Origin of the sequence: Roseofilum capinflatum BLCC-M114, assembly GCF_030068505.1 — a bacterium.
Classification (GTDB): Bacteria; Cyanobacteriota; Cyanobacteriia; order Cyanobacteriales; family Desertifilaceae; genus Roseofilum; species Roseofilum capinflatum.
In genome coordinates, this window is sequence record NZ_JAQOSO010000042.1 from 1 (window position 1) to 22,332 (window position 22,332).

General features: G+C 45.5%; 15 protein-coding genes. 9 read left to right on the forward strand and 6 right to left on the reverse strand.

The genetic code is table 11. The features are described from left to right. Window positions 1-123: 123 nt before the first annotated feature. A complete protein-coding gene (locus PMG25_RS08435; protein WP_283766457.1) occupies window positions 124-2,103 on the reverse strand; it encodes an ATP-binding protein in 1,980 nt (659 codons plus the stop codon). A 237-nt stretch (window positions 2,104-2,340) separates the two neighbouring features. Next, the gene (locus PMG25_RS08440; protein WP_283766458.1) at window positions 2,341-2,481 is read right to left on the reverse strand and encodes a hypothetical protein; all 141 of its coding nucleotides are present in this window, start codon (window positions 2,479-2,481) and stop codon (window positions 2,341-2,343) included. Here PMG25_RS08440 and PMG25_RS08445 point away from each other — a divergent pair. The 4 genes from PMG25_RS08445 (at window position 2,480) to PMG25_RS08460 (ending at window position 7,757) form a co-directional block, all read left to right on the forward strand. Then, entirely contained in the window at window positions 2,480-4,186 is a 1,707-nt protein-coding gene (locus PMG25_RS08445; protein ID WP_283766459.1) for a hypothetical protein, read from the forward strand. The genes PMG25_RS08440 and PMG25_RS08445 overlap by 2 nt on opposite strands. 249 nt (window positions 4,187-4,435) lie before the next feature. Continuing rightward, a complete protein-coding gene (locus tag PMG25_RS08450) occupies window positions 4,436-5,626 on the forward strand; it encodes a type III secretion system chaperone family protein (protein ID WP_283766460.1) in 1,191 nt (396 codons plus the stop codon). A 215-nt stretch (window positions 5,627-5,841) separates the two neighbouring features. Continuing rightward, complete coding sequence (locus PMG25_RS08455) at window positions 5,842-6,762, forward strand: eCIS core domain-containing protein (RefSeq protein WP_283766461.1); 921 nt, start codon at window positions 5,842-5,844, stop codon at window positions 6,760-6,762. A 29-nt stretch (window positions 6,763-6,791) separates the two neighbouring features. Next, a complete protein-coding gene (locus tag PMG25_RS08460) occupies window positions 6,792-7,757 on the forward strand; it encodes a hypothetical protein (RefSeq protein WP_283766462.1) in 966 nt (321 codons plus the stop codon). A gap of 235 nt (window positions 7,758-7,992) precedes the next feature. On the opposite strand, the gene mgtE is transcribed toward PMG25_RS08460, so the two are convergent. The 3 genes from mgtE to rplU form a co-directional block, all read right to left on the reverse strand. After that, window positions 7,993-9,381 carry a magnesium transporter gene (gene mgtE / locus PMG25_RS08465; RefSeq protein ID WP_283766463.1) on the reverse strand — a complete coding sequence of 463 codons (1,389 nt, stop codon included), beginning with the start codon at window positions 9,379-9,381 and terminating at the stop codon, window positions 7,993-7,995. 214 nt (window positions 9,382-9,595) lie between these two features. Then, on the reverse strand, window positions 9,596-9,862 hold the full coding sequence (rpmA, locus tag PMG25_RS08470; RefSeq protein WP_283766464.1) for a 50S ribosomal protein L27: 267 nt from the start codon (window positions 9,860-9,862) through the stop codon (window positions 9,596-9,598). 51 nt (window positions 9,863-9,913) lie between these two features. Then, a complete protein-coding gene (gene rplU / locus PMG25_RS08475; RefSeq protein ID WP_283766465.1) occupies window positions 9,914-10,282 on the reverse strand; it encodes a 50S ribosomal protein L21 in 369 nt (122 codons plus the stop codon). 349 nt (window positions 10,283-10,631) lie between these two features. Between rplU and PMG25_RS08480 the strand changes: the two genes are divergently transcribed. The 5 genes from PMG25_RS08480 to PMG25_RS08500 all read left to right on the forward strand — a co-directional run bounded on the left by PMG25_RS08480 (window position 10,632) and on the right by PMG25_RS08500 (window position 16,864). Further along, entirely contained in the window at window positions 10,632-11,600 is a 969-nt protein-coding gene (locus PMG25_RS08480; RefSeq protein ID WP_283766466.1) for an alpha/beta hydrolase, read from the forward strand. 232 nt (window positions 11,601-11,832) lie between these two features. Further along, window positions 11,833-14,448: a DNA gyrase subunit A gene (gyrA, locus tag PMG25_RS08485; RefSeq protein ID WP_283766467.1), complete on the forward strand. Its 2,616-nt coding sequence runs from the start codon at window positions 11,833-11,835 to the stop codon at window positions 14,446-14,448. Window positions 14,449-14,485: 37 nt separating this feature from the next. After that, the gene (gene rsmD / locus PMG25_RS08490; protein ID WP_283766468.1) at window positions 14,486-15,019 is read left to right on the forward strand and encodes a 16S rRNA (guanine(966)-N(2))-methyltransferase RsmD; all 534 of its coding nucleotides are present in this window, start codon (window positions 14,486-14,488) and stop codon (window positions 15,017-15,019) included. A gap of 229 nt (window positions 15,020-15,248) precedes the next feature. Further along, window positions 15,249-15,860: a hypothetical protein gene (locus PMG25_RS08495; protein WP_283766469.1), complete on the forward strand. Its 612-nt coding sequence runs from the start codon at window positions 15,249-15,251 to the stop codon at window positions 15,858-15,860. A gap of 47 nt (window positions 15,861-15,907) precedes the next feature. After that, a complete protein-coding gene (locus tag PMG25_RS08500) occupies window positions 15,908-16,864 on the forward strand; it encodes an RsmB/NOP family class I SAM-dependent RNA methyltransferase (protein ID WP_283766470.1) in 957 nt (318 codons plus the stop codon). 31 nt (window positions 16,865-16,895) lie between these two features. On the opposite strand, the gene PMG25_RS08505 is transcribed toward PMG25_RS08500, so the two are convergent. Beyond that, complete coding sequence (locus tag PMG25_RS08505; RefSeq protein ID WP_283766471.1) at window positions 16,896-22,283, reverse strand: trifunctional serine/threonine-protein kinase/ATP-binding protein/sensor histidine kinase; 5,388 nt, start codon at window positions 22,281-22,283, stop codon at window positions 16,896-16,898. Window positions 22,284-22,332 lie beyond the last annotated feature (49 nt).

Here is a 22,332-nt window from a genome sequence, read left to right on the forward strand (position 1 = left end):
CCCGTCGCTTTCTGGATACTCAATTTGGGGATGAACTGAAACCATGATAGAAGAAGGGGGGCTAATGTGCAAAGCGTTATCCTATTGTATTACCCTAACCCAGAAACCGGCTGTCGTCCTCCCTTAATTGTTCCATCCTTTAGTTTCTTTTTCCGTTAACAAGCGCTCTAGTTTAATATATTCACTCTTCGTCGCTTCGTACAGGTGTTTCATGCTCACGGGTTCGCCGGCATCGGCGGCTAAAAATGCGGCGTTGAGGGCAATATTACGGATGTTTCCTCCAGCCACGTTTAGGTTAGACAGTTTGCGGGAATCTAAACCCTCTGTAGGAGTTTTAGTGGGGAAAATTCGCTTCCAAATGGCTTCGCGGCTATCCCGATCTGGGAAAGGAAATTGAACAATAAAACGGATGCGGCGCAGAAAGGCTTGATCGATCGCCCCTTTTAGGTTGGTCGTCAGTACGCATAATCCCTGGTAGGCTTCGATGCTTTGCAGTAAATAACTTACTTCCATGTTGGCGTAGCGATCGCGGCTATCCTGCACTTCGGAGCGCTTACCAAAGAGAGCATCGGCTTCATCAAAGAGCAGAATTGCGCCCCCGGTTTCGGCAGCTTGAAAGACTTGTTTTAAGTTTTTCTCAGTCTCGCCAATATATTTACTGACTACAGAACTTAGATCGATGCGATATAAATCTAACTTCAATTCGCGGGCGATAATTCCCGCCGCCAAGGTCTTTCCCGTGCCACTTTGTCCGGAGAAGAGGGCGCTAATGCCCAAACCACGGCGCTCATTCCCGGCAAAGCCCCAATCTTCATAGACGCGCACCCTCTGTCGTAAATGAGCCACCATTTGATACAAAGTTTGTTTATGTTGCCGGGGTAAAATTAAATCATCCCAAGTTGCCTTAGTTTCAATACGAACAGCGAGATCTTCTAAGCGGGGGCGAGCTTGTAGGCGGCAAAACTGCCAGAGGCGATCGCCGATAGAATCCCCTTCTTTAGGTTCGATTTCTAACGTCGAACAAGCCGCCTTAATCGTGGTTGAGGGTAAATTAAACTGGGAAGTAATCACCTCTAAATGGCCGTTCAATTCCTCCGTCGCTTCTCCTAAATGGGTTTGCCACAGATTCAATTGTTCATAATAGGAAAGCTTCGGCACATCAAACGTCAGCAGAGGAAGATGAGCAGAAGAAAACCGGATCGAAGTCGAGATCATCACCGGCGTTTTTAAGTCTCGGATAAAATCGGTTAAAATTGCCTGCTGTACCAGTTCTGTGCCTTGAGTTGGCTCATATTCCAACAGCAGCAAAGTAGGAGACAATAGCATCACCCGTCGCCAGCGAAATACCAGATGTTTTAACTCCTTCGGATCGCTGGGTAAATGGCGACTGGATAGCACTTGTACCGGCATTTGAAAATACTCGCCAATGTGTTGGCAGATTGCCCGTTTATCCTCTACATTCCATCCGCACAGTTGCACGGGATGAGAGGTTAATAAAGCGGAAATTCCTAACTCGACAATTTTTTCATGAGAGGCGGATAAAGAGGGCGTTGGAGGTGTAAGAGGTTCGAGCAATGGGGCTAAGTCTTGATCTTGATAAACCTGACCCAATAAATAATGTAAAATACTCTCATCAATCTCCAGTTTCGTATGGGTCAGATCTTCATTTTCGGCTAAATTCAGCAAGTTCCATAATCGTAGCGGTCTTTGGGGATGAAGAGCTTCCCAATGGAAATCGGGAAAAAGGGCGATCGCCAACTGAAACGTAGGATAAGTTAAATTAGCATCTCCCTGAGCATGGCCGCAAAGGGCTGGAACCTGGGGATGGAGCGTCCGAGCCACGCAGAGCAACAGCACCTTGCGCTCGAAGGGAGAGAGGTGGAAGACTTGGCTTAACTGCTCGAAAGCGGGAAGCGGTTCCTCTAGATCTGAAGGGGGAGCATCAAGATAAATCAGGGGAGTATCGGGAAGAGCCTGATCCGGATTTTGCAGTTGAGTAATGTGGCGATCGAGAACTTGATGAATTTGCCCAATACACCGAGTCAAATATTGCAGACTCTGATAATACCATTGGGGGTTAACGTTGGAGGGAGGGGCATTCATATCAATTAAAAATTAAAAAGTTAAAAAGTTAAAATAGGTCTGGGTTGGAGTTGAGTTAATTCTAGCCAGGCGAATATAGCTAGTCTAAATGAGTTGTACAACGGGAAATGCCCTCTCCCTTTCATGTCCGCTTTGCGGAAAATCCCTCTCCCACGGGAGAGGGACTTTTCCCCTTCTCCTGTGGGAGAAGGGGGCAGGGGGATGAGGGGCAGCCATTACACAACTCATTTAGGTTTGCTATACAGGATCGAGAGGACTACCCTCACCAATTTTACCCGTATTCATTGGATCGGCCATTTTTAGGATGAATTTAACTGGATAGGGTAGATCCTCAAATATAATAGAAGCAACTTCTTCAAACTGTGGGTTTTCGCTCATGTGTGCCTTCCAACGACCCAAAAAAACACCTAAATCTAGCTCCACAGCGCAGAAAACCTCAAGCACATTTCGCCCCAAGGTACTTCCCTCCGTACAGCGCCAAAGCCCCAAAACTAAAGCTCTATCGCCATTTCAACCCAGTTCCCACTACAACTATAGCTCTCTACATGAGATCTACGGTCATCCCCAACCCGCAGCCATACAACCGGGCCCCACAGAACCGGTTGGCAGCAACCAGGGATGGCAAGTTCTCCAGCGCTCTGCCCATTATCCGCCAACCGCAACAGCTCCCCAAGAAAGGGTACAAAGTAAGGTGAGTCAACAGAAAAGTGTCGCCGAGTTGCAGCGTTCATTACGTCCGAAGCGGTGGTCAGGGAAATCGGTGAAACCCAGGGGACAGAACAATGTAATGCAGTTGAAAGCAGCAGCGAAACTCCCCTTAGACTCGCTGCAACCGATGAGAGGTGGTGAGGTTTTGCAGCGAGTCAATGAGACTGGCCCGACCCAGGATAGTGAGACTCCCAGCAATAGCAATACTTCAGATCCAACCGATCAGGAAGAGCGAGTAGCTTCAAGTGCTGTAGCCGCAGATCTTGATGGATGGCTGGCACCACCGGAAATAAAGGGTCAGTTTCCAGAAAACCCACCCGAATATCGAGAGCAGGGTAATGCATTAGTGGACAGCTTGAAACATGCGATCGAGGGAGATACAGGTGAAGAATATTACAAAATAGAAATTCATGATAATTCAATTCGTATTGTCTGTCGGGATATGTTTTCTCAAGGGATTAAACAGACACTTAAAGCTTCTAGCATGATTGATCGTGTGAATATCGATGATGAGGGATATGTACCCACCCAAAGTGGACACTACATAGCAGATGAGGACTATGCAACTATTACCGCTTCGATAAATCTGAGTCAATTTCAGCTCGATCCGGTTTCCAGAGGACAAGTCAAGATCTCTGGTGATTTCAATGGTACTCCCAATCCTCCCTTAGCTGAAAAAATGCATGAGGAGTTACTCTATCATCTCAATGAGAGTTTGAGAAATGATCAATATCATAGTATAAGCGTCGAAATCCACAAAGGGACTAAAAATGTTCAACTTGTTTTTAAAGGAAAAGAACAGTTAGTTGCCACCGTAATCGATAAACTTAGAAACAAAGTTGTCAATAATCTTGATATTACTTATAAATCCATTTTCAAGCAAGGAAAGAAGTTTTTCAAAAGCAAAAAGAAGAAAAGTTTTTCCTTCTCCAGGTCTCGCAATCAATCGCAAGACGAACAGAGTGTTTACACTCTATCTCTGGCATTTCTACGGCCAACTGATTGGGCAGATATTGGCAGTCAAGTTAAAAATGCTGGTGTAACTTTAGGTCAAGCAGATGCAACAGATATTGCCCAAGAGGAAGCGTTTAATAATGACAATGCCTATACGATTTTAGACCGATTCAAAATGATTTTGCAAATCATGAAGGGAGAAGGAGAGAATACCCCAGAAACAGTTTCGGATCTGATTGGAAATTCGAGTAGTCTTTGGGCTTGGTCTGTTCCCGGATTGAATTTGCTGGTCATTCTAAATAAGTTTTTGAGTATTGGCACGTATAGTAAACGGCGTAAACAATTGAGAAAATCGTTAACTAAAACTAAGGATTGTGGACAGCGACGAAGAAAGGTGGCAAAGGAATTGGGACTACAGTAGGAGCAGGATGGAGTCGTCTTCGGGGTAAAGGAAAGGGGAATCCTACGGTAACGTTGAATAAGGGTGGGTTAGATAATGGATTAAGTGAGAAAGGTAAAAAACAAATGCAATGGGGAAAATGGCCGAGCAATGACGTTGATTTTCAAAAGATGTTGCAGAATGTTAATTTCGATCCCAGGTCTAAATTAGTGTTTATTAAGGCTTTGTCTAATGAGTTAAAATCTTCGTTATAAGTGGTGGTTGAGTTAAGTGATAGTTGTTGGCGATCGCCCCTTCATTTTCCAAACGCCTAACGAACTGTTGGAGATGCAGTTAAAAGGAGTTAATCTTCTGCAAGCTGATGGAGTTCCGATTGGGTGTGAGTTGCATATACAGATTAGCCCGGAACAGCACGATCGCATCGAAAAGGAAGCTCTCTTTAGTCTGCAACCGGAGTTTCGCACGATGTTCTCTAATGGAGAATTTCGTCCGGATCGTCCCATTTATACGGTGCTGCTCCTGACTCCAGAACATCTAGAAGCCTTAGAACCTTTTAGTGAAGCGGAAACGGTTGCAGAGTTTCTGTTGGCAGAACCTTTAACCTCACCCCTTCGCCATACAGACAACTGGATGCTCCTGTGGACATCTCAGCAGCATTCAGAAGGAGCAACGGGATATCGCACTCTGTGGAATTATTGGGATAGCCTGACTCTGGCAGAAAGTGAGACTCCCGAATCGGAATTGGTGGAAAGCCTGACTCGCTTCATGGCAGAATCTACGGTGACTCAAAATCTGGCAGAGGCTCTCAATTTACCCGAACGGGAAGCGATCGCCACCACCCAAAACCTCAGTTATGCTTTATTACAATCGATTCCAGGCTTATTGCGCCAAGATGAAGACAGTACACAACACCTGAGTGGGGCGATCGCCAGAGTCTTTGAAACCGCTCTTAATGAGCAACTCGACAACCTTTCAGACACTCTGACGGATGTCATTGAGGACTCAGAAGAGGTAGCCGAAGAACTCGATGAATGGCTGACGGTTTCTAGGGACACTCCCCTATTTGACTGTGTAATTGACTTTTTCGAGTCCGAAAACTGGCCCTATGAACGGGTTGAAGGGGAATTGATGGTGCGATCGCTCTTTGAAAGCGAGGCAGGGACTTGGTTGTGTTTAGCCGAAGTTAAAGAAGATACAAATCAGTTTATCTTTTATGCGATCGCCACAGTTTCCATACCTGAATCTGAGCGCCCCAATTTGGCTAAACTCTTCATGAATCTCAACTACTCCCAACTCACCCTAGGCAACTTCGAGCTAGACTTTGAAGATGGGGAATTTCGCTACCGCACCGGCCTAGATTGCACGGGAATTCAACCGGATATTGGCTTAATTCAAACTGCGATCGAGCGATCGCTTTCCACCCTAGAACACTTTTTCCCCATAATTCTACAAGCTATATAGCTAATCTAAATGAATTGTGCAACAGGAAATGCCCTCTCCCTCAATCCCTCTCCCACGGGAGAGGGACTGTTTCCCCCTTCTCCCTTCGACTTCGCTCCCTTCGACTTCGCTCAGGGCAAGCAGGACAGCGCCTGCGGGAGAAGGGGGTAGGGGGATGAGGGGCAGCCATTACATAACTCATGTTCAATTGATATAATCGTCATAAGCTTGTTTCTATGGGTTTCTCCACCATGCGCTCCTACATCCGTCGCAAAAAAACCGCCCAACAGAGTTCTGCTCCTCAGAAGTCCTCTAGTCGGTTCGCCCCTAAAGTGCTTCCTGCCGTACAGCGCAAGCAGAGCAAAGAGAAAACTCTGCCACCATTTAAGCCAGCCAACAACTATAACTATACCAGTCTCCATGAAATGTACGGCCATCCCGCCCCCGTGCAAGCCAAACTCACCATTGGCGAACCGGGAGATGTTCACGAACAACAAGCGGATGCAGTAGCGAGTCAGGTGGTTCAACAAATTCATCAACCCGAACCTGCTGCAAGTGCAGGGGTACAGACGAAAGAAGAAGATGGGAGCATGGGAATACCCGAACAATTGGGTATTCAGCGCACTGAGGAAGAGGATGTGGATATGAAACCCCTCGACTCAGCAGTGCAACGGGAGGAGGAAGAGGATGTGGATATGAAACCCCTCGACTCGGCAGTGCAACGGGAGGAGGAAGAGGATGTGGATATGAAGCCCCTCGACTCGGCAGTGCAACGGGAGGAGGAAGAGGATGTGGATATGAAGCCTAAACCGGGACTGCAACGAGATGGGTTAGGAGGAGGCAGCGCTACCCCAGAGTTTGAAGGAGAACTCAAACAAGCCAAAGGAGGGGGAAAACCCTTAGATCCTACCCTGCAAACGAAAATGGGAGAAGCCATGGGAGCCGATTTTAGTGGGGTAAAGGTGCATACCGATCCGAAATCTCACAGTTTGAGTCAATCGATACAAGCGAAAGCCTTTACTACGGGGCAAGATGTGTTTTTCAATGAAGGACAATATAAACCCTCAAGTCCGCAAGGTCAGGAGTTAATTGCCCATGAGCTAACCCATGTGGTGCAGCAGAAGGGAGCCAGCGTGCAGCGTAAAAAAAAACGTTAAAAGATTCTGTGAAAAGTGAGAATCAATCCATGATACAGCGCGTGTATCATGACGCAGATCTGAATAAACATTACAGCCATGCTCTCAAAGGGCAAGAGGTTAATGCTTCTAATGGTGTGATTACGGCTGTTTCTACAGCTTCAAAAATGGGGCATACCATGCTATTTACAGAGCGGTTGAAAGATGGTGTACCCGAAAGCCATAAAATTGAATTAACAGTGGCTGGAAAATCTGGCGGTTTGTCGGGTTCTACTGATACATCTTCTACGGGAACTGTAAGTAGTTCTAGTGGGGTAGGATATAAAGGAATTAAGATTACCAATAAGCCAGCTTCAGACGATAGTTTAGCTCGGATTCGCTCTAGTCCAGTAAGACGAAGCTGGGTAACGACTCCAGACAACATTGAGAATGCTCAAACTAAAGCGGATGAAGTGGCTGCCAATAAAGCAAAATATAGCTATACCCTATTAGGAACTTCTCTTTTTCTTAAAAAAGCAATTAACTGTGCCCGCTTTGGGGAAGTGATACTGAAAGCGGCCGGAATTGATGAAGCTTCAGCCGGGACGGTGATTAAAAAGCCGGTTACTTTGGCTTCTGGAGATGATGTAGGCTATACACAAGATCCGGCATATATACAAAATGAGGAGCGTAAGAGACAAGAAGCTGAACAAAGAAGACAGCAAGCTGAATTAAATAAGGCCAGGTATGCTGCTTTGCCTAAAGTTCTTAAAGGGACAACTTTTACGGATGGTAAAACGATTATGGGATCGTCTACAAAGGAGGGGCCGTTAACGACTCAATATACATTCCGAAGCGTCCCCGATGGAGGTACGTCAGCGATGAATGATAATGAAATTGAATTAACACCCTTTAAAATCTTGGTTTTGGCTGATTCTGGTGTGGCTCAAATTGAGCGACGAGACAATAGAGGAAAAGTTTACGTTAGTTTAGATACTTTATTTAATTTAGATACTCAGCAGGTGATTACCGATTAGTGGAGTTTAGTAGGGGGTAGGGTGGGCAGGAGAATAAGCGATAGAATTCAACTTCGACACCTTTTGTCCTTGCCCACTCTACGATCTGGCGCTAATAATCATTCTGATCGGGGATGTGAAATTGATTTTTTTACAGCGCTTTGCGCTGTATTACAACTGATTTATCGGACTTGATATAACTGATTATTCGGACTTTAGATCAGACCCATTTTTAATTTTTAATTTTTAATTGATCTTAAAGTCCCAGCAACAGTTTCGCTGTATTCAAGTAAATCAGAATCCCCAGAATATCCACCACCGTAGTAATAAAAGGGGCCGACATTAGAGCTGGATCGAAGCCCATTTTGTGGAAAATAAAGGGTAGGGCTGCTCCTGTCGTTGCTGCGATCGCCGTAATCGCAAAGAGACTTAACCCCACAGTCACGGCAATTTCTCCTGTTTGGATAAACAGCAGCACCAAAACAATCACTAAAATGCCTAAAATCAGTCCCAGCATCCCCCCTGCCATCAGTTCGCGCAAGACAATCCCCAGGGGCTGTTTTCCCCGTAATTCGTCGGTACTCAAGCCTCGAATCACCACGGTAGAGGACTGAGCGCCCACATTTCCCCCAGCATCAATTAACAGGGGAGTGAAAAAAGCCAGAGCCACAACTTCATCTAACACTTCTTCATAGGTTTGCATGATTAAGACCGTCATGGCATTGGTAATCAGCAAAATAATTAGCCAGGGAACCCGGCTTTTAGTCACGGAAACCAAGCCTTTTTGGAAATAGTTATCGCCATCATCGGTAACTGCTCCCATCGCATAAATATCTTCCGTCGCTTCCTGTTGAATAATATCCAGCACATCATCAACTGTAACCACACCCAGTAATTGGCGATCGCTGTCCACAATAGCCAAAGCAATTAAGTCATAGCGCTGGATCAGTTGGGCAACTTCTTCTTGGTCTGTATTCGTTTGGGCATAGATAATATCACGGGTCATAACCTCTGTTAACGGACTGTCTGGAGAAGCTAAAATTAAGTCTTTCAGAGAACAAATACCCATCAACTTTTGAGCCGTATCGGTAATATAAATATAGTAAGCTAGTTCTGATTGATGGGCTAATGTACGGATCTGTTCTTGCGCTTCCAGAGCGGTCAAGTTCTCAGGGATAGCAATATATTCTGGAGTCATAATGCGACCGGCTGTATTCGCATCATAGCCCAACAATTGAGAAGTCACTTGTCGCTCTTGGGAACTCAATTGATTGAGAATTTGGCGAACGAGCTGAGGGGGGAGTTCGTCAAACAAGTGAGCGCGGTCATCCGGAGACATAGCATCGACAATATCAATGGTCTCCTGGTCGGTAAACGCTTGAATTAGAGACTGTTGTACGGGAAAACTGAGATACTCATAAACCGCGATCGCCTCCTGCTTCTTCAGCAAGCGAAAGGCGATCGCCTGTAAAGACTCTGGCAACCCTTCGATAGCCTCCGCAATATCGACCGGTTGCACCGGAACCAATAAGGTTTTCGCTCCTTCATAGTTTTTCTGTTCCAGGAGTAACTTCAGTTGCTCTTGTACCAGTTGCCGCAATTCGCTGCGGGAGGCCATCTCCACCGATCCAGAATAAGTCGTCATTTCAATTAAAAATTAAAAATTAGAAATTAAAAATTTGGGTTTCCCCATTGAATTGAAGCGTATTATAGGGGAGAATAGTTAGCGATCGCGTTAAATCTTGGTTAACCTTACAATTTCTTGGTGTCCTCTGTCCTCTCTCCATACCCTCACCAAAACAAAGGTTGGATCAAAATACTTCAACCCAACCTTTATCATTTCAGTGAGATGAATTAACCTAAGAAGTCGCTTGGGCAGGATAAACACTGATTTTTTTCCGATATCTACCATTGCGCTCAAAGGTAACGATACCGTCAGTCAGAGCAAACAGGGTGTAATCCCGGCCCACACCCACATTTTTACCGGCGTGGAAGGTGGTTCCTCTTTGACGGACGAGAATATTACCCGCGAGGACATTTTCGCCACCAAAGCGTTTCACACCCAAGCGCTGGGCGTTCGAGTCACGACCGTTGCGTGTACTTCCAGTTCCTTTCTTATGTGCCATAGGACTTTTGAGATCGATTATCTATTATCTAATGTACAAAGCTTAACGCAATTAAGCCTCAGAGGATGCTTCAGCAGGTGCTGGGGTTGAGGCTAACACTTCTCCATTGACATTAATGGAATTAATCATCAACCGGGTGCGTTCTTGGCGGTGTCCGCGTTTTTTGCGCGTTTTCTTTTTCGGTTGCATTTTATAGACTAAAACCTTGCGATCGCGGAAATGACGCATTACCGTTCCTTCCACCGTCGCGCCACTGACCAGAGGCTGACCCACATGCATATCATCGCCATGCTGGATATACAACACTTGGTCAATAGAAACCGTTTGTTCCGGTTCCACTGCCAACAGTTCAATGTCATAAAAGCGACCGGGTTCAACTCTCAGTTGTTTACCACCCGTTTCAATAATTGCGTAACTCATGGGATATTGGTTCCTTGGGGTTGCCGTACAGGTAGCTGGTCATAGCCAGCATTTAGGGATGCTTTTACCTGATCCGAGCAGGGATTAAGCAGACAATCTATCATTGTTGCAGATAAATAACTTTTTTGTCAACTGACATAACAATTGTTATTTTTTTTGGGCTTATATATCATTTAATCTTATGGTAAAAAGGGATTAATCTTATGTAATATCAAATTAAACTTAATATTTTAAAATTTAGAAGATACTGAAGTATCTTTAAAATTTATTAAAAATATGGCAGTATTCTGATTTTCTAGTGTAGAAACAATAGTGTAAACAAACATCAAACAAAACCGTCTCAAGACTTATGGCAAGTGATTTTTACATCCCCAAAACGATATCCGCAGAAGCTCAATCTGTATTAAACAGTTTTACTTTTGCGAATCGTGATGTATTAGATTTTCCAGAGCCAGATGATTTAGAAGGCTGGAAGAAAATTCAGCAAATGAGAATTGATGCCTTTGGCCCTGTCAATGAAAAGGTAAAAAAAGAGTACCAACCCACAATAGAAGAAAAAGAATTAGGAGGAATACCGGTTCTTGATATAAAACCGAAAGGCTGGAAAGACAACGGCAAACTGTTAGTTTACACTCATGGTGGTGGATATACTCAGCATAATGTTCATACCACTTTACCCTTTAGCGTCTGTGTTGCAGACAAAACGGGATTAAATGTAATTGCGATTGACTATACTTTGGCTCCTTTGGCTAAACACGACCAGATGTCCGATCAAGTGGTGGCAGTGTTCAAAGCCCTACTAGAACAAGGACGTAAACTGGAAAATATTGCCCTCTACGGTGACTCAGCCGGTGGAGGACTAGCATCAGGCAGTGTTTTAAAAATGCGAGACCAAGGTGTGGGAATGCCTGCGGCTTTGGTTCTTTGGTCTCCTTGGGCAGATATCGACCAAAATTGTGGGGATAGTTACTTTGCCTTGAGAGACATCGATCCCTTGTTAAGCTATGAAAATGAATTGGGTAAATCTGCCCTTGCCTGTGCCGATCCCAAAGATTGGAAAAATCCCTATGTTTGCTCAGTCTATGGAGACTTTAGCAAAGGATATCCTCCCACATTTATTCAAGTGGGTACAAAGGAAATTTTCTTAAGTTGCTCAATTCGTCTCTATCATGCATTAAATAATGCGGGTCAAACGGTGAAATTAGAACTGTTTGATGGCATGTGGCATGTATTCCAAGGACTAAATTACGATATTCCAGAATCAGAGACGGCTCGCGAAAATATGGCGAAATTCTTAAAGGAATATTTGAAGTATTAGTAGACTGCTCCATGGAGGCGATAGGGGTGGCGATCGCCTGTCCGCCAGAGGGCCGGAACGGGAGGTCTAGCCCTATCGACCCCATCAGAGTCCCCGATACCAAGGGATTCTGAAAATATGTTAAAATTTGATAAGTAAACACTCACCACTTGGTAGGCTCAAACCCAGTCCCTGGGGAGAATACCAAGTTTTGTGATTTCTGAATTATTTTCTGGATGGAGCTTTGCCCCGTATGAGTACCCCCTTAGATCGGATTGTGCCCACGGACTTAAGAAATGAGATGTCCCGGTCATACCTAGAATACGCCATGAGCGTGATTGTAGGTCGAGCGCTTCCTGATGCCAGGGATGGACTCAAACCAGTTCACCGCCGCATTTTATATGCTATGCACGAGTTGGGCTTAACCCCCGATCGCCCCTTCCGTAAATGCGCCCGTGTCGTCGGGGAAGTCCTCGGTAAATATCACCCCCATGGCGATACCGCCGTTTATGATGCCCTCGTGCGGATGGCCCAAGACTTCTCCATGCGATCGCCCCTGATCAACGGCCATGGCAACTTCGGCTCCGTAGACAACGATCCTCCAGCAGCCATGCGGTACACCGAATGTCGCTTGCAGGCGATCGCCACCGAAGCCATGCTGCAAGACATCGAAGCCGAAACCGTAGACTTTCTCGACAACTTCGACGGCTCCCAACAGGAACCCATTGTTCTCCCTGCCAGGGTTCCCCAACTACTCCTCAACGGTTCGGCTGGTATTGCCGTGGGAATGGCCACCAATATCCCCCCCCATAACCTGGGAGAACTGATCGATGGTCTAGTCGCCCTCATTGAAAATCCGGATCTAACCGATACCGCGCTCATGCAGTATATTCCCGGCCCCGACTTCCCCACCGGTGGCAAAATCTTGGGAACCTCCGGCATCCAAGAAGCCTATACCCTGGGGCGCGGCTCGATTACCATGCGCGGCATCGCCGACATTGAAACCATCGAACACAGGGGAAGACCCTCGCGGGATGCCATTATTGTTACTCAACTGCCCTACCAGGTGAATAAGGCTGCCCTAATTGAGCGGATTGCCGAACTCGTCAATGATAAACGCATCGAAGGGATTGCCGATATTCGCGATGAGAGCGATCGCGACGGAATGCGGATTGTCGTCGAACTCCGGCGGGATGCCTATCCTAGAGTCGTTCTCAACAACCTCTACAAACAAACCCCCCTACAAACCAACTTTGGGGCCAATATGCTGGCCCTAGTCAACCAAGACCCCCAACTGCTTTCGCTCAAACACTTCCTCAGCGTCTTCCTCGAATTCCGCGTCGAAACCATCACCCGCCGCACCCAATACGAACTCCGCAAAGCAGAAGAGCGAGACCATCTCTTGCAAGGCTTGCTGATTGCCATGCAATACCTCGATGAAATTATCCAACTCATTCGTCACGCTGCCGATACCCCCAGTGCCAAAACCGAGCTGATCGAAGACTATTCCCTCTCCGAACTGCAAGCGGATGCCATTTTGCAAATGCAACTGCGGCGACTCACCGCTCTAGAAGCAGAAAAAATCCGTCAAGAACATGAAGACCTGCAACTTCGCATTGCCGACCTAAAAGACATTCTCGCCAACCGGAACCGCATCCTAGAGATGATTAAGGCAGAATGTGCAGACCTGAAACAAAAATTTGCCACCCCTCGCCGCACCCAAATCGAAAGAGCAGAAGGGGATCTCGTCGATATGGACTTGATCGCCAATGAAAAAGCGGTGATCTTAATTACGGAACAGGGCTATATTAAACGGATGCCCGTCGATACCTTTGATGCCCAAAGTCGGGCAACACGGGGTAAGTCCGGCGCAAAAATCAAAGAAGATGATGGCATTGACCATTTCTTAACTTGTTGCGATCATGATAGTTTGCTGTTTTTTAGCGATCGCGGGGTCGTCTATCGTCTCCTGGCCTATCAGATTCCCAGTGGTTCCCGCAATGCAAAAGGCACACCGCTCGTTCAAATGTTGCCCATCCCCATGGATGAGAAAATTACCTCCATCATCCCGGTATCCGAATTTAGCGACCATGAATACTTGGTCATGCTCACCCAAAATGGCTATATTAAACGCACGACCCTTGATGCCTTTAGTAATATTCGCACCAATGGATTAATCGCCATTTCTTTAGGAGAAGGGGATCAGTTGCGTTGGGTCAGACGAGCAACGGAAGAAGATAGCATTATTATTGCTTCTGGCCAGGGCAAAGCCATTCATTTCCGAACCAATACCCAGCAGTTGCGTCCCCTCGGTCGTACAGCGCGGGGAGTGCGAGCCATGAAACTGGTGGATGGCGATCGCCTAATTAGCATGGATATTCTACCCGGTCAGGTTCTCAATGAGCTAATGGTCGATCAGACCGAAGAAGAAGAGACCAACGAGCAACCAGAAACCGAAGACATAGATACCACTCCCCTGGGCCCCTGGGCTTTAGTCGTCACCACCAGAGGCTATGGAAAACGAGTTCCCGTGAACCAATTCCGACTGCAAAATCGCTCCGGAAAAGGCATTATTGCCACCAAATTCAAATCCCATAAAGCCAACGACGAGTTAGCCGCCCTACGCATCGTTCACCCCGACGACGAGTTAATGATGGTCACCTCCCGTGGCATCATTATTCGCCAGTCCACTAACGCCATTTCCGTACAATCCCGTGGTGCAACCGGAGTCTTGGTGCAGCGCTTAGATAAGGATGATTCGATTGTTGCCGTTGCCCTGGTTCCCACCCACGCAGAAGAAACGACAGAGGGAGAGCAAGAGGTAGAGTTAACCCCTGAACTCGACTCCCCCCAACCCTTATCGGAATAATCTCCAGTTTCAATCATGGTGATTAAATCTTGGTGATATGCGTATTTATGGCAATCGTGTGATTAAAACCCTTTCCGGTTCTCTGACTCGCCCAACTGCTGGGCGAGTGCGAGAAGCGGTATTTAATATTTGGCAAGGTTCGATTGAGGGCTGTCGCTGGTTAGATTTGTGTGCAGGCAGTGGCTCCATGGGAGCGGAAGCCTTGTGTCGGGGGGCAAGTTGGGTGGTGGGTATTGAACAGTCAGGTCGAGCTTGTGGGATAATTCGCCAAAATTGGCAACAGATGGCATCGGCGGATCGATTTCGGGTTTGGTCTGGGGATGTGGTGAAGCGGTTACAGCGCTTAGAGGGCGATCGCTTCGATCGCATTTATTTCGATCCACCCTATCAGAGTTCATTATATCAGCCGGTGTTAGAGGCGATCGCCGATCTTCATCTGCTCTCAGATACCGGAGAACTCGCGGTTGAGCATTCCCCCCAACTCCCTCCTCCAGGTGAGCTAGATGGCTTAGAAATTCTTCGCCAAAAGGTTTACGGGAATAGTGCTGTGACCTTTTATCAAGTTAATTGAGTTAATCCTGCCTGTTCAGCAGTCAAAACAGAGTAAATAGGACATAATGTTAATGAGGGGCGTGACCCCTCATTCTTGTTTCTGCGGAATATAAGGTATTCTAGATAACATTTTTTCAGGACGGAGAGTTATGACCCTAACAGAGAAGATAGCTGGCACAAAACTTAAGAGACAGGGTAGAAACCCGTCCCAACCTCAGCTATCTGATAGAGTATCAACAACTCCGGTTGTGGAATCTTTGGTTTCTATTGGAGAATCAGATCGCCATCTGCACCTGTGCCAATTGCGGACTCCCTCGGAGAGAATTATCTATCCCTTTGATCGCTTGAGTGAACAACCAACGGCTGTGTCTAATGCTGCGGATATCACAGAATCTGACTTACCGTCCTCTGCTGGGGAGGGCAAGAGGATTCATTTGGATTTAGAAACCTTGCAAGGGTTTGAAGTGGTAAACCACCAGTTTCAACAGTGGGGTATCCAGTTTCGCAATGCGATCGCTCTTCAACCCTCTAATCCGGCTTATCCTCCGAAAACGGGCACGATGGTACTCATTGCCGGGCCCAAAAGTGGTTGGATGGAAGTTCTGTTTACTCGCCCGATCAGCGCAGTGAGTTGTTATGTCACTAGCTCCCGACGAATTACGTTAACGGGATTTGATCGACATAATCAAGCGATCGCCTATACGGAGTTACCGGAAGCCAATCTAGCAGACTCTAACGCTGATATTGCTCCGAATGCTCTTTTGACCTTAACCACAGAGACTCCAGAAATTTACCGCATTAATTTTTCCGCTTTTGATGGACAATTTAGTGTAGATGAGTTTCATATTCAATGGGATTAGCGATCGCATTTTAAGATAATGAAGGTGTTGTTGTGTGTTGTTGATGGATGTCCTCTAAACTTCTGAAGCAGTTTAGCGATCGCCTCTGGAACGATCCCCAAGTACGGGATCAATTCATCCAAGCCTTCGATCAGCCCCCTCCCTTACATCCCTGTATTCTCTGGTGTCAAGACCCCCCTTTAGAGCGTCCCTTTGCCGTAGAACCCCCCCAACCTTGGCAACCGGATCGGGTGGATCGACTCAGTTTAGGAGCGCAACCGGGAAAACATCCTGCCCACGATCGCGGAGCCTATTATTGTCTCGACTTTTCTTCTGTATTTGCCGCTTCTCCTCTGTTGCAGCTCTCAGACCTGAAAACGGCGATCGATGTTTGCGCTGCTCCGGGAGGTAAAAGTTTATTCACCTGGCATATTCTGCAACCGGACTTACTCCTGTGCAATGAAGTGGTTGGTAAGCGCCTGGGAACCCTGATGGCCAACTTAAGGCGCTGTCACGTTTCTAACTTTGTCAATCAGCAACCGGGGGCGATCGCCACCCAACTCGACCCCCACCGACTGGCTCAACACTTCCCCCAAGCCTTTCAGCTCGTCCTCATTGATGCACCCTGTAGCGGTCAATCCCTATTATTGAAACACAAACAAGTCCCCGGATGTTTTCATAAAGTCACCCGCAACCGCAATGCCAACCGGCAAAAACGAATTATCGGCAATTCCGCTCAATTAGTCGCGCCCCAAGGTTATCTCCTTTACATGACTTGCACTTATTCTCTGGAAGAAAACGAGCAAGTTTGCCACTGGTTACTGAAAAAATACCCCCACTTTCAACCCATTCCCGTGCCCCATCTTCTCGCTTACCAATCCCATCTTACTGACCTCCCCTGCTATCGTCTTTGGCCTCACCAAGGGTTAGGCGCTGGTGCATTTACCGCCCTCTTTCAAAACCAGAATTTGGGGGAAGCCTGTACAATTTCTCTTGATGATTTAGCGACTATTAATCGTTTATAGCCTGTCTCAAATAAAGGTTATCCCCAGTCAACTATTCCTCCTCCGTAGGTCGTAAAGGAATTTCCACAATAAACTGAGCGCCCTCTCCCGGTTGAGAAATACAACTGAGTTGTCCGCTATGTTTTTCTACCACAATTTGATAACTAATGGATAAGCCTAAACCGGTTCCAGAACCTACGGGTTTAGTAGTATAAAAAGGGTTAAAGATCCGTTTCACAGTTTCCTCACTCATCCCCGGGCCATTATCGGCAACGATCACTTCTACAGATTGGCGATCGGTGACTTGAGTCCGAACCGTAATCGAAGGTTGCCGATCTTCAGGGGTTTCGGTATTTCTCTGATCTTGCATCGCATCGCAAGCATTGGTTAATAAATTCATGAACACTTGATTGAGTTGCGAGGCGTAGCAATTGACGAGAGGTAAATTACCATACTCTTTAACAATTTTAATTTCTTTTTCATTCCCCGACTCTTTGAGCCGATTTTGCAAAATCAAGAGGGTACTATCTAATCCATCATGCAGGTTAACTGGTTTTTTGTCTGCTTCATCTAGACGGGAGAAGTTGCGTAGGGAGAGGATAATCTTACGGATGCGTTCAGCTCCGACTTGCATGGAATTGAGCAGATTTTTGAGATCTTCACTGATAAAGTCTAAATCAATATCGTCAATTCGATCTTCAATTTCTTCCACTGGATTAGGATAATGGCTTTGGTAAAGATCGATGAGAGACAGTAAATCTTCAACATATTCTGTCGCCGGGGCTAGGTTCCCATAGATAAAACTCACAGGATTATTGATTTCATGGGCAACACCAGCGACCATTTGACCTAAACCGGACATTTTTTCTGTTTGAATCAGTTGGGCTTGGGTTCGTTGTAACTCTTCTAGGGTTTGAGATAAATCTTGATTTTTCTGGTTTAATTCTTGGGTACGCTCTTGCACTTTCTGCTCGACGGAGGCATAGAGGAGGGCATTATCGAGGGCGATCGCCGCTTGGGAGGATAAAACTTGCAGCACTTCAATGCGATCAGCAGTGAAGGCATCAGTGGTTAAGTTATTCTCTAAGTACAGGATACTAATCAGTTGGCCTTGGCTGACAATGGGGATACACAGCAGGGATTTTACCTGTCGTTTAGTAAGATAAGGATCGTTAGTAAATTGCCCTTCTCGACAGGCATGGCTTAAAACCACATCCGAGAGCGATCGCTCCACATAGTTAATCACGGTAATGGGAAGCTCTTCACTCGTTTCTACGGCTGTTGAGTCTTGAGTGATAATGGTTTCCTCATCTACCGAAGCCGACGCAGAAATCAGCAACTTGCCTTCCTTGGGCAGCAGCAAAAATCCGGATTGCGCTCCGGCATTTTCAATCAAGATTTGCATTAAGTTCCCTAAAAGCTTATCCAAAACGATTTCACTGGAAATGGCTTGAGAGGCTTTGAGGACTGTATTTAAATCTAGGCTATTAGAAATCGAGTTGGTGGAGGTGTGAATGGTTTTAGCCACATCTATCCCATTGGTGGGTTGATTTAATTTGGCTTCTAATTGGGGATAGGCTAATTTCAGAGAAGCCACTTTGCGCTTGATCCCCCACTTCTGGTAATGATAGTAAGCCTCTCGCAGATGGACAAGAGCATAGGAAGCTTTATTTTTTTGCACCCAAAACTCAGCCGCCCGTTCATTGGCGATCGCCTGTAGCGGAATTAACTCATGTTCTGTAGCAACGGCGATCGCGCGATCGTAAAGATCGATCGCCAACTCCAGATCATTTTGCACAGCAGCCAATTCCGCCTCTACCAGTAAATATTTAGACAAGAAATTAGCCGCACAGTTTTCCGACCATACCTTTAGTTGCCGTTGATTCTCTCTCACCTTGCTTAACAGAGCCTCTCTCTCTGCTTCCTCAGTCACCCCATAAGCCGATAAATACAGCAAAGAAGAATAGAAATTATACTCAGTAACCGGCACAGTCCCCAGAATCGACTGAAGTTGATTGGCGATCGTCTCACTCAGAGCTAAAGCAGCCTCCAGATTGCCATACAAATATAACGTTTGCATCTTAAAAATCTGATAAATACACAAAGCAAACGTATTCTGATTTTGCTGGCACAGCTCAATATACTCCCCTTCAGTAACATTCGGCCCATCAAAATTCAACGGCTCATCCGTTCGATCGTCCAAATTCAACAGCACCAACTGTAAGCCCAGTAAAATATCGGTCACCAATTGATTTTCCGTTTTTTGGGCAAAAGGTAAATACTTCGGAACCTCTTCTAAAATCTCGTTAATCGGTTTACCTTGAACAAAGAAATTAAGAGACTGATTATGTAAAACATAACCCGCATAGGGTAAATCACCGGAATCCAACGCAGATTGATAAGCCTCATTGCCTAACGGGGTGGAATCTTTCACAGGATTAAACCAATAATTCAAAGTGCTAATTAAACAAACACCAGCCTTATAAGTAGGATGTCCCCACTTTTGATTGAGTTGATAAGCCACCCGTCCCAGATCGTAGGCATTGCGGTATTCTCCAAACAAATTCACCAACAAAATGCCATAGGTAGGCAAAAAGAACCCCACTTCTGGTGTGTATCCTTCCTCTAAAACCAACGTTGCACCCTTAAGAATCATCAGCGTCCACAACTGAATATTCAGCATATACGTCGGTGGAGCCAAATTATTTAATAACTTCACCTTCATTTCGCTAACCGGATTCTCCATTTTCGGCTGCTCAAGCAACGATAAGATAGGGCGATTCCCTAACGCTTGACCCGCCTTCTCTAACTCCTGGGGAATCACCCCATCTAAACCCTCACTCGGTACATCTATCCCTAACAAATCAAGGGCATTTCTGCCAATTTCTACCGCCTTTTGATATTGACCTCTGAGCGTATTTTGAATTAATAGAATATTATAAATTTCCGCTTTCTCAAAATCCGACTGAGCATGAACTAAAACCTCGTCAATTAAAGCTTCTGACTCAGCAAAATTTCCATTCAGATACTCTACATCTGCCCGTTCCTTATACAACGAAAACGCAAACCCATGATCGAACTGCCAAATATTATCCGGTAGACGACTCATTGCCTCCCTGAGATATTGAGCAGCAGCCACAAAAGCCGTAGCATCTTTCGCTCGCTTCCCAGCTTCCAAATTCAGTTGAGCCAATTCCAGGATTTCATCCCTCTCCGTAATCAAAGATCGACCCACATTCATATGATCGACCAACTCAAAAATCCGTTCATTGCGATACTCAACCGGCGTTCTCTCCAACAGCATTCGCCCGATTTTCAGATGCACCGCCTTTTTATCCACCTCATCAATCAAAGTATAAGCCGCTTGTTGAACGCGATCGTGGGAAAACTTATAATTTAAGATTAATAAAGGAGCCGTCACCAAATCAAAATCAACCACATCGCGACCCGAATTCGCTTGGATCATTTTTTCTTCAATGGCAGGCAACAAATCTTGAAATGTGCCATAGGATTCCTTTTCATAAATCAAAGACAGGGTATTTAAGTCAAATTGATTCCCCAAACAAGCCGATAATCGTAAAACCTCCTGCGTCTTTTCTGGTAACTTCCGTAACTTACTAATCATTAAGTCCACCACATTCTCGGTAATACTCATGGACTCAATTTCTTCTAAATCCCAAGACCATCCGCCCATGGTCTCCGGCTGAGGCGGGATAAACGTGAGCAGCTTTTCTTGGTATAAAGTTTTCAGAAACTCATTCACAAAAAAGGGATTCCCTTCTGTTTTATTTTTGATCAAATTTGCCAAAGACTGAACTGACCCTTGGTCTTGATGCAGAGTCTGAGAAATTAACTGGCCAATTTGATTTAAGTTTAGATTTTTTAAGTGAATTTCGCTCAGATTCACCGACTGAATTCGCAGGGAATCCACCATCATCATCAGAGGATGACTGGGACTGACTTCATTATCTCGATAGGCTCCAATTAAGAAAAAGTGTTTTACCTCTGCTTCTGTCAACATTAGCTCAATCAACTTCAACGTGGCAGAATCTGCCCATTGTAAGTCATCTAAGAACATCACTAAGGGATGTTCTGGGCGACAGAAAATTTGCACAAAATTTTGAAAGACTAAATTAAATCGATTTTGGGATTCAGTTGGCCCTAATTCAATGACGGGGGATTGAGGGCCAATAATATATTCAATTTCAGGAATAACATCAATAATAATTTGCCCATTGGGGCCCAGGGCGACTAATAACTTCTCTTTCCAGGCTTTTAATTTCTCTTCACTTTCCGTCAGTAATAAATTGACCAACTCAGAAAAAGCTTTAACGATAGCAAAATAGGGAATACTCCTCTGAAATTGATCGAATTTACCCAGGATAAAATAGCCATTTTTACGGGTGATGGGCTTATAAATTTCTTGCACTAAAGCCGATTTTCCGATCCCAGAATAGCCGCTCACCAGCATAAATTCCTTATGACCATCAGCGACTCGCTCAAAAGCCGCCAACAGGGTATCGATTTCCTTATCCCTTCCATAGAGTTTTTCCGGAATCTTAAATTTATCGGAAATATCTTGTTCCCCTAACGGAAATAAGTCGATCTGGTCATTTTCTTTGAGATTCACCAAACACCGTTCTAAATCGGCCAGTAATCCCCAACTACTTTGGTAGCGCTCCTCAGCATTTTTAGCCAGTAATTTGATCACCAAATCAGAAACAATCTGAGGAATTTCTGGATTTATAACATAGGGAGCCGTGGGTTGTTTCGCAATATGACAATGGATGAGTTCCATCGTTTCTGTGGCTTCAAAAGGCAGCTTATGGGTCAGCAGTTCATAAAAGGTGACCCCCAAGGAATAGAAATCTGTGCGATAGTCTAAGCTGCGATTGAGTCTTCCAGTTTGCTCTGGGGACATATAAGCTAAAGTCCCTTCAATCGTCGGAGCATGAGGAGAGGGTTCATCCTCTCGATTGAGCATTCCCGATATACTTAAATCAACCAGTTTGACTTTTCCGGTCGCGGGATTAAAGACAATATTAGCCGGATTGATATCTTTATGAATAATATTGGCTTGATGCAAATCTCCCAAACTTTTAACAATTTGGATGGCTAAGTTCAAAAATCCTAACAGGGTAAATTTTTGAGAGGCTAACAACTGTTTTAAGGATTCTCCCCCGAAATCCTCTAAAACCATCACTAAAGAGTTTTGATGGGTTTCTAGGCTGTAAGCCTTAACCACGCTATCGAGATTGAGGCGATTGAGGAGTTCAAACTCTTGCTGATATCGATTTCTCTCTTCCCCAGTGGGATACTCAGATTTGAGTAACTTGAGAATCACGGGCAGATTCCCTTTTTGTTGACAACCCCGATAGACTACTGTTTTGTCACTTTCGTAGATTTTGGCAAGAATTTGGTAGCCGCTTAGATTGATCATAATCAAACACTCTAAATCGCTTTGGGGAAGTACGGATAGGATACCCTGG

Excerpts from the sequence above, each read along its gene's own strand:
- PMG25_RS08435 (WP_283766457.1), bottom strand. The coding sequence starts at position 2,103 with ATGAATGCCCCTCCCTCCAACGTTAACCCCCAATGGTATTATCAGAGT.
- PMG25_RS08445 (WP_283766459.1), top strand. The coding sequence starts at position 2,480 with ATGTGTGCCTTCCAACGACCCAAAAAAACACCTAAATCTAGCTCCACA.
- PMG25_RS08440 (WP_283766458.1), bottom strand. The coding sequence starts at position 2,481 with ATGAGCGAAAACCCACAGTTTGAAGAAGTTGCTTCTATTATATTTGAG.
- PMG25_RS08455 (WP_283766461.1), top strand. The coding sequence starts at position 5,842 with ATGGGTTTCTCCACCATGCGCTCCTACATCCGTCGCAAAAAAACCGCC.
- PMG25_RS08460 (WP_283766462.1), top strand. The coding sequence starts at position 6,792 with ATGATACAGCGCGTGTATCATGACGCAGATCTGAATAAACATTACAGC.
- mgtE (WP_283766463.1), bottom strand. The coding sequence starts at position 9,381 with ATGACGACTTATTCTGGATCGGTGGAGATGGCCTCCCGCAGCGAATTG.
- rpmA (WP_283766464.1), bottom strand. The coding sequence starts at position 9,862 with ATGGCACATAAGAAAGGAACTGGAAGTACACGCAACGGTCGTGACTCG.
- rplU (WP_283766465.1), bottom strand. The coding sequence starts at position 10,282 with ATGAGTTACGCAATTATTGAAACGGGTGGTAAACAACTGAGAGTTGAA.
- PMG25_RS08480 (WP_283766466.1), top strand. The coding sequence starts at position 10,632 with ATGGCAAGTGATTTTTACATCCCCAAAACGATATCCGCAGAAGCTCAA.
- gyrA (WP_283766467.1), top strand. The coding sequence starts at position 11,833 with ATGAGTACCCCCTTAGATCGGATTGTGCCCACGGACTTAAGAAATGAG.
- rsmD (WP_283766468.1), top strand. The coding sequence starts at position 14,486 with ATGCGTATTTATGGCAATCGTGTGATTAAAACCCTTTCCGGTTCTCTG.
- PMG25_RS08500 (WP_283766470.1), top strand. The coding sequence starts at position 15,908 with ATGTCCTCTAAACTTCTGAAGCAGTTTAGCGATCGCCTCTGGAACGAT.
- PMG25_RS08505 (WP_283766471.1), bottom strand. The coding sequence starts at position 22,283 with ATGATCAATCTAAGCGGCTACCAAATTCTTGCCAAAATCTACGAAAGT.